The sequence below is a fragment of the Micromonospora sp. NPDC047753 genome, from assembly GCF_040642735.1.
GTDB lineage: Bacteria > Actinomycetota > Actinomycetes > Mycobacteriales > Micromonosporaceae > Micromonospora.
On the sequence record NZ_JBEYSL010000298.1, the window covers coordinates 1 to 8,417 of the forward strand.

Below are 8,417 nucleotides of genomic sequence, written 5' to 3' on the forward strand. Positions count from 1 at the left end.
CCCGAAGACCATCTCGCCGATCGGCGCCACCGCCGTCAACAGTGCCCGCCCTTCGCGTGCCCCGGTCGGCCGGGCCCGAGCGGTGCGCTGGGCGGGGCCGACCGGGTGGCCGTCACTTCACGCCGGCGGCGTCCATGCCGCGCAGCTCCTTCTTCAGGTCGGAGACCTCGTCGCGGATCCGGGCCGCTAACTCGAACTGGAGCTCGCGGGCGGCGGCCAGCATCTGGTCGTTGAGCTCCTGGATGAGCTGGGCGAGGTCGGCGCGGGCCATCCCCTCCCGTGAGGTGGCGCTCGCGGCGGACCGGCTCCGGCTGCGGGTCTCCTTGACCGGCGCCTTGCCTCGGGAAAGCTGACGCACCGCGCCGCCGACCCGGGAGTTTTCGGTGTCCTCCGCCTCGCGGTAGATGTCGTCCAGGATGTCGTGGATCTTCTTACGCAGCGGCTCCGGGCTGATGCCGTGCGCCTCGTTGTGCGCGATCTGCTTGGCCCGACGCCGATCGGTCTCGTCGATCGCCGCCGCCATCGACGGGGTGATCTTGTCGGCGTACATGTGCACCTGGCCGGAGACGTTACGGGCGGCCCGCCCGATGGTCTGGATCAGCGACCGGCCGCTGCGCAGGAAGCCTTCCTTGTCGGCGTCGAGGATCGCCACCAGCGACACCTCGGGCAGGTCCAGACCTTCGCGGAGCAGGTTGATGCCGACGAGCACGTCGTAGTCACCCTTGCGAAGCTCGCGCAGCAGCTCCACCCGGCGCAACGTGTCGACCTCCGAGTGCAGGTAGCGCACCCGGATGCCGTTCTCCAGGAGGTAGTCGGACAGGTCCTCGGCCATCTTCTTGGTCAGCGTGGTGACCAGCACCCGCTCGTCCCGGTCGGTCCGCAGCTTGATCTCGTGCATCAGGTCGTCGATCTGGCCCTTGGTCGGCTTGATCACGACCTCCGGATCGACCAGACCGGTGGGTCGGATCACCTGCTCGACGAACTCGCCCTGAGCCTGCTCCATCTCCCAGGTGCCGGGGGTCGCGGAGAGGTAGACCATCTGGCCGACCCGCTCCAGGAACTCGTCGAAGCGCAGCGGCCGGTTGTCGGCCGCGCTGGGCAGCCGGAAGCCGTGGTCGATGAGCATCCGCTTGCGGGACGCGTCGCCCTCGTACATGCCGCCGATCTGCGGGATGGTCACGTGCGACTCGTCGACCACAGTGAGGAAGTCGTCGGGGAAGTAGTCGAGCAGGGCGTGCGGCGGGCTGCCGGGCAGCCGCCCGTCCATGTGCATCGAGTAGTTCTCGATGCCGGAGCAGAAACCCACCTGCCGCATCATCTCGATGTCGTAGGTGGTGCGCATCCGCAGCCGCTGCGCCTCCAGCAGCTTGCCCTGCCGCTCCAGCTCGGCGAGGCGCTCGGCCAGCTCGACCTCGATGTCACGGATCGCCCGTTCCATCCGCTCCGGGCCGGCCGCGTAGTGGGTGGCCGGGAAGATCACCAGCTGGTCGACCTCGCGGACCACGTCACCTGTCAACGGGTTGAGGTAGTAGAGCTTCTCCACCTCGTCACCGAACAGCTCGATCCGGATCGCCAGCTCCTCGTACGCCGGGATGATCTCCAGCGTGTCGCCGCGAACCCGGAAGGTGCCCCGCTGGAAGGCCATGTCGTTGCGGGTGTACTGGATGTCGACCAGACGGCGCAGCAACTGGTCGCGGTCGAGCTCCTGCCCGATCTGCACCTTCACCGCCCGGTTGAGGTACTCCTCCGGGGTGCCCAAACCGTAGATCGCCGAGACGGTCGCCACCACGATCACGTCGCGGCGGGTGAGCAGCGACATCGTCGCCGAGTGCCGTAGCCGCTCCACCTCCTCGTTGATCGAGGAGTCCTTCTCGATGTAGGTGTCGGTCTGCGGGATGTACGCCTCGGGCTGGTAGTAGTCGTAGTACGAGACGAAGTATTCGACCGCGTTGTGCGGCAGCAGCTCGCTGAACTCCTTGGCCAGCTGTGCGCAGAGCGTCTTGTTCGGGGCGAGCACCAGGGTGGGGCGTTGCAGCCGCTCGATCAGCCACGCCGTGGTGGCGCTCTTGCCGGTGCCGGTCGCGCCGAGCAGCACCGTGTTGCGGTCGCCGCGCCGAACTCGGCGCTCAAGGTCATCAATGGCCGCCGGTTGGTCGCCGGCCGGCTGGAAGTCACTGACGACCTGGAAGCGGCTGTCCAGCCGGGGAATGTCGAGCGCCATGCCATCAACGGTACGCCGGAGGTCCGACAGGAACGGCCGTCACGCCAGGTACGTGATCGGCTTCAATATTCCCATTGTGTGGCCCATGTCACCGGGACTACCCTCTTCATGTAGGCCGCTCGCGGCGGCCGACCGGGCCGGTGGCCAGGCCAACATCACGGCCGGTCACCCCCGGCACTGCGGTCGCAGCACCCGGCTCGTCCGGCGTGCGCACCCGTGTGGTCGCGCTCGAGGCGCAGACCGGCCGCCGCGAGCGCCCCTGCTCGTCACCCCGGTGCCTCCCCGCCCGTTTCATCTCCGTGGACACCTCTCCGACCCCGGCGCCCGACACCGCCCGCACCGCCGCACCCCCGCCGGACGACCCGAGCACCGGCAAGGGCCCGGCCAGCGGCAGCGGCCCGAGCACCGGCAAGGGCACGACCGGCGGCAAGGGCACGGCCAGCGGCAGCGGGCGGCACCGCACCGGCCCGGCCGGCGGCACCCCGGCGGCCGGGCGAACCGACGACGCCAGGAACACGTCCACGGCCGGCCGAACCACCGAGACCGGTAACAGGCCCACAGCCGGCCGGTCCGCTGGCGGCGCGCGCCGAGCCACCCCCGGCCACAGGACCAACGACACGCGGCGGGCCGCCGCCGAGCGGAGCCTCGCGGAGAACCGCGGGACCACCCGCAGCGGCGACACCCCGGACACCACTGACACCACCGAGGCCGCCGACACCGCCGGGCCGCCCTCGGCCGGCCGTCGTCGGCGTACGGTGCTGCTGCTGCTCGGTCTGACGGCGGTGACGTCCGCGACGGCGCTGGTACTCGGGCTGTTGAGCTGGGCGCCCGACCCGCCCGAGCCGGCCCGGCCGCTGACCCTGGCGGAGGGTGAGCGGCTGGCCGCCGTGCGGGTCACCAACCTGCGGGACCTGCGCGCCGGCGTGCGGGTCACGGCCGGTACCGGCGCCGCCCGCCTCGAACTGGTGGGCTGGGTGGACTGGTCCCGGTCACTGCTCTACCTCGACGTGGGCGGGCCGGGAGCGGGTGCCGAACGCGGGCTGCTGCAGAGGAGCGGTCCCGTGCTGGTGATCCGGCCCGATCCGGCGGCGGTGCCCACTCCCGCCGCACCACCACTGATGCCCCCGACGGACCGGTGGCAGCTGCACCGACCGGCACCCGGGGCGCACCTGGCACCGGTGCTCGACCTGCTCCTCGATCTCGCCGCCGACCGCCCCGACCCCACGACCCGGACGGCACCGTCCGACGGGGCGCGGTGGATCGCCCGCGAGGCCGTCCCGGCCGGCCCGCTGGACGTCATACAGGCACCACTGCCCAGCGGCACGCCAGCCGCCAGCACGGCCATCGGCACCCCCAGCGCCGCGACGCCCGCCCCGGACGGACAGACCCGGTACTGGCTCGATCAGGACGCCCGCCTGCACAAGCTGGTAACCGTGCTGCCCGGCACCGGGCCGGTCACGATGACCTTCAACCGCGAGGACCGGCCGACACTACGACCGGTGGACGCACTCGGCGGTCGCCCCGGTCTGCCCCGCGCGCTGACCGACGCCGAGCAACGTCGGCTCGACCGGCTGCCGGCCCGGCTCCGCGCTCACGGCGGTGCCACCGTGACGCTGACCGCACCGATGGGCACTGAGACGAACCTGCGGGGCGCAGGCTGGTTGAGCTGGACCGCGCGCAGCGCGTACCTCGCGGTCGCCGACCTGGGCGTACCGGATCGCCGGACCCTGCTGCGCCGCGACGCCGCCGGCCTGGCCCGGGCGGACCTGCCCGCGGCCGATGGTGGCGGCGGCACCGCGGAGGCGCCGGCCCGGCCGCCGCTACCGCCCCCGACCGGGGGATGGCGCGTCTCCCGGCCCGCCCGAGACGACCTGAGTGTGCTGGTCGACGCCGCGATAGCCACCGGGTCGGTCGGGCAGCGCGGCGCGGCCGTGCGGGTACGCGAGGACGTCATTGCCGGACGAACAGTGGACGTCATCGAGTCGGGCCCGGCCGACGCGCGGCTGCGTTACTGGCTCGACCGGGACGGGTCGCTCCGCCGGCTCGAGTTGCAGACCGACGCCGGCGCGTGGGCACACCTGGATCTTCAGCCCGCCGTCGTGCCCCGACTGGCTGCCAACCCTCGGCCCTCGGCCTCTCGCTCTCCGGCCCCTCGGCCCGGTGCCCGCTGACCGATTCCTCAGGGACGCCAGCCGGTCTGCGCGGCCCACTGCTCGGCCCGCAGGTACTCCTCGTCGAACCACGGGTTGCGGCCCGTCCCGGAATCGCCGGCCACCGGGGCCGCGTCGATGAGATCCCGCTTGAGCAGCAGATACGTGGCTCGCTGATCCGGGTCGGCACGCAGATGGTCGCGCATCAACAGCGCGTACCGCCAACCCGGCGAATCCGCCACCCGCACGTGCAGACGGACAGGGCGGGCCGGGTCGGCACTACCGTGCAACCGCTTCTCCCAGCGGCCCCTGCCGGCCGGACGCGGGTCGTCCCACCACTGCCCCGGCACCCGTGGGAAGCCGGCGTTCGCCAGCCGATCGGCCAACGGCCCGTCGGCGTCGGCGAGGCTGGCGACAGCCACCTGCACGTCGATGACGTTCTGCGTGGCCAGGCCGGGCACCGCCGTCGAACCGATGTGATCGATCCGGAGGGCACTCGAGCCGAGCGCGTGCTGGATCCGGGCGGCCAGCCGCTCGTACTGCTCCGGCCAACTCGCGTCGGCCCAGGCCAACTCGGCCTCGTCGGGCGGGACCACCCGCCGCTGGCGCAGATTGTCCTCATAGGGCACCAACCGCTGCTTCCAGAGCAGGTCGACGGCTTCGTGCAGCGCCGTCAGGCTCCCGTCGTTGGTCAGCACCACGTCCGCCGCCGCCCGGCGGCGGGCGTCGTCGGCCTGGGCGGCGATCCTCCGCTCGGCCTCCGCGCGACTCATCCCCCGGTCACGCGCCAGCCGCTGCAGTCGGGTCGCCACGGCCGTCTGCACCACGACCACCAGGTGGTACGTCGGCGCGAGACCCACCTCGACCAGCAGCGGTACGTCGTTGACGACTATCGCGTCGGGTGCCGCCGCGGCGGCCAGTTCCGCGGTGCGGGCCCGGACCCGGGGGTGGGTGATCGCCTCCAGCCGACGACGGGCGGTCTCGTCAGCGAACACCACCGCTCCCAGTGCGGCACGGTCCAGTGCGCCGTCGGCGTCCACCACCGCGTCGGAGAAGGCGGCGACGATCTCAGCCAGCCCGTCCGTACCCGGCGCCACCACCTCCCGGGCCACCCGGTCCGCGTCAATCAGCACCGCGCCCCGCTCGACGAGCCGCGCGGCCACCGCGCTCTTTCCTGACCCGATCCCGCCGGTCAACCCCACCCTCAGCACCCGAACAGTCAACCGGATCGACAAGCCCGCCGCCAACCCACCCACAGCCCGGCGACCTCGCCACCACCCCACCCCGGGACTCGGCCATCCCCTGCTTCGACCGGCCCCCGCCGCACCCACAGGGGCCACCTACGCCCCGCACCCCGCACGCCACGTCCCGCGCCAAGATCACCGCAACATCAGGGATGTTGCTGCCTCCGACGCCCGCGAGACAGCAACAGCCCTGATGTTGCGCGGATCATGACGACGAACCCCGCCCCCGGAGACACCGGGAGCGGGGTTCGGGACGCCCACGACCGCCAAGATCGTGCTCGAACCAGGATGTAGTGGTCTACGGCGTTGGGGAGGCCCCTACATCATGGATCGAGCACGATCTTGGCGAGCCGGCGGAGCGGCGGAGCGGTCGGCGGCCGGCGGGGCGGTCGGCGGATACGGCGAGGGCCCCGCCCCCAGCGATCCGGAGATCGCGGGGGCGGGGCCCGTCGTCGTTCAGCGGGTCACTTACCGCCGGCGAGCTTCTCCCGCAGTGCGGCGAGCGCCTCGTCGGTGGCCAGCGTGCCGGCCGGCTCCTCGGCCTGCCGGCTCGGGGCCGGGCTGGACGAGGAGGTGGTGCCACCGCCGCCGGCGCCGCCAGCGGCCGGAACGGCCGGAGTCGGGTTGGCGGCAGCCTCGGCGTCGGCGGCCCGAGAGGTCTGCACCTGCTTGGTGTGGGCCTCCCAGCGCAGACGAGCCTCGGCGTACTGGTTCTCCCAGGTCTCGCGCTGCTTGTCGTACCCCTCGAGCCACTCGCCCGTCTCCGGGTCGAAGCCCTCGGGGTAGATGTAGTTGCCCTCGGTGTCGTACGTCGCGGCCATGCCGTAGAGGGTCGGGTCGAAGTGCTCCTCGCCCTCGACGAAGCCCTCGTTGGCCTGCTTGAGCGACAGCGAGATCCGGCGACGCTCAAGGTCGATGTCGATGACCTTGACCATGACCTCGGAGCCAACCTGGACGACCTGCTCCGGGATCTCCACGTGGCGCTCGGCCAGCTCGGAGATGTGGACCAGACCCTCGATGCCGTCGTCCACGCGGACGAACGCACCGAACGGAACCAGCTTGGTGACCTTGCCCGGCACGATCTGCTGGATCGCGTGGGTGCGGGCGAACTGCCGCCACGGGTCTTCCTGGGTCGCCTTCAGCGACAGCGAGACCCGCTCGCGGTCCAGGTCGACGTCCAGGACCTCGACCTCCACCTCCTGGCCGACCTCGACAACCTCGGACGGGTGGTCGATGTGCTTCCAGGACAGCTCGGAGACGTGCACCAGACCGTCGACGCCGCCCAGGTCCACGAAGGCGCCGAAGTTGACGATCGAGGACACGACGCCCTTGCGGACCTGGCCCTTCTGCAGCTTGTTGAGGAACTCGGTGCGCACCTCGGACTGCGTCTGCTCCAGCCAGGCCCGGCGGGACAGGACCACGTTGTTGCGGTTCTTGTCCAGCTCGATGATCTTGGCCTCGAGCTCCCGCCCGACGTACGGCTGCAGGTCGCGCACACGACGCATCTCGACCAGGGACGCGGGCAGGAAGCCGCGCAGCCCGATGTCGAGGATGAGGCCGCCCTTGACCACCTCGATGACCGAACCGCGGACGACGCCGTCCTCGTCCTTGATCTTCTCGATCGTGCCCCAGGCCCGCTCGTACTGTGCCCGCTTCTTGGAGAGGATCAGACGACCCTCCTTGTCCTCCTTCTGGAGGACCAGGGCCTCGATGTGGTCGCCAACCGTCACAACCTCGGCGGGGTCCACGTCGTGCTTGATCGACAACTCCCGAGAGGGGATGACACCCTCGGTCTTGTAGCCGATGTCGAGCAGGACCTCGTCCCGATCGACCTTGACGACGGTGCCTTCGACAATGTCGCCGTCGTTGAAGTACTTGATGGTCTCGTCGATCGCGGCGAGGAATGCCTCCTCGGAACCGAGATCGTCGTGGGTGACCCGGGTGGCGCTCGAGGGGGCCTCGATGCTGCTCGTCATGTGGGCGGTTGCTCCGGTCGGTGGGTTGTCACAGCAGGCTGGTGTGTCGCAGTGACCTGTTCGCGCCAGCGGATCCGTCGCCGGGCACACCGAACGATCGCCTAGTGAGATCATGATGTGGCTCCGTCGACCGCGCACCTGCTCCCTGCCGAGGCAACGCGATCCGCGAGCGCATCGTCTAGCCTACCGTGCGCATTACCACAGCGTGCAAGCCCTCCCGGGTTCTCTTCGTGCGATGACCTGCGAAAGCCGAACAATCGCCCGGAAAACACCGCTGCTGTCTCCTGCGTCACAGCAGCCCCTGCCGCCCCGTCGGTGCGCACCACGGGCCGCGCCTGGTCGCCCCGGCTTCCTGGGTGTTCGCTGCGGTGTCGCTGCCGGCCCGCCGGCGCGGTTCGAAGCGGCTCGGACACCGCGACGTCTCCCAAAGCCGGGTGGATCAAGCCCACCGCGCGAGGAGTCGCGCAGATCCTGGACGCGCCGCCGTGCCCAATGGGCTGGGCGGGGCCTAGCGTGAGCGCGTGGATGACGACAGCCGGGTTACCCGGCGCCGGGTGGGTGACGCCGAGGCCCGGCGCGCCAACCGCGGCTGGTGGGACACCGACGCCGACGACTACCAGGCCGAACACGGTGCGTTCCTCGGCGACGTGGACTTCGTGTGGTGCCCCGAGGGCCTGCGCGAGGCCGACGCCCGGCTGCTCGGCGACGTGTCGGGGCGGCGGGTGCTGGAGGTGGCGAGCGCTGTGAACGCGAGAATCGAGATCGCAAGCCGGAGCCTGCGTCTTCCGGTCGTTTCCCTCATGCGCGAAGACTCCTTTGTGGTGGT

At 71.2% G+C, this 8,417-nt stretch carries 4 protein-coding genes and 1 pseudogene; 2 read left to right on the plus strand and 3 right to left on the minus strand.

Features of this window, described 5'->3' with window-relative positions:
* Window positions 1–112: 112 nt before the first annotated feature.
* Complete coding sequence (gene uvrB / locus ABZ749_RS22845) at window positions 113–2,221, minus strand: excinuclease ABC subunit UvrB (RefSeq protein ID WP_357230845.1); 2,109 nt, start codon at window positions 2,219–2,221, stop codon at window positions 113–115.
* A 206-nt stretch (window positions 2,222–2,427) separates the two neighbouring features.
* On the opposite strand from uvrB, the gene ABZ749_RS22850 reads away from it, so the two are divergent.
* On the plus strand, window positions 2,428–4,392 hold the full coding sequence (locus ABZ749_RS22850) for a hypothetical protein (protein WP_357230847.1): 1,965 nt from the start codon (window positions 2,428–2,430) through the stop codon (window positions 4,390–4,392).
* Between the two features lie 8 nt (window positions 4,393–4,400).
* Here ABZ749_RS22850 and coaE read toward each other — a convergent pair whose 3' ends face one another.
* Window positions 4,401–5,582, minus strand: coding sequence for a dephospho-CoA kinase (coaE, locus tag ABZ749_RS22855; protein WP_357230850.1), 1,182 nt, complete (start codon window positions 5,580–5,582; stop codon window positions 4,401–4,403).
* Between the two features lie 497 nt (window positions 5,583–6,079).
* Window positions 6,080–7,591 carry a 30S ribosomal protein S1 gene (gene rpsA / locus ABZ749_RS22860; protein WP_221309705.1) on the minus strand — a complete coding sequence of 504 codons (1,512 nt, stop codon included), beginning with the start codon at window positions 7,589–7,591 and terminating at the stop codon, window positions 6,080–6,082.
* A gap of 521 nt (window positions 7,592–8,112) precedes the next feature.
* Here rpsA and ABZ749_RS22865 point away from each other — a divergent pair.
* Window positions 8,113–8,417 (plus strand): annotated as a pseudogene (locus tag ABZ749_RS22865) (hypothetical protein); the annotation flags it as partial.

Bases quoted from the DNA above. Each gene is read 5' to 3' on its own strand.
- uvrB (WP_357230845.1), bottom strand. From the start codon at position 2,221: ATGGCGCTCGACATTCCCCGGCTGGACAGCCGCTTCCAGGTCGTCAGT.
- rpsA (WP_221309705.1), bottom strand. From the start codon at position 7,591: ATGACGAGCAGCATCGAGGCCCCCTCGAGCGCCACCCGGGTCACCCAC.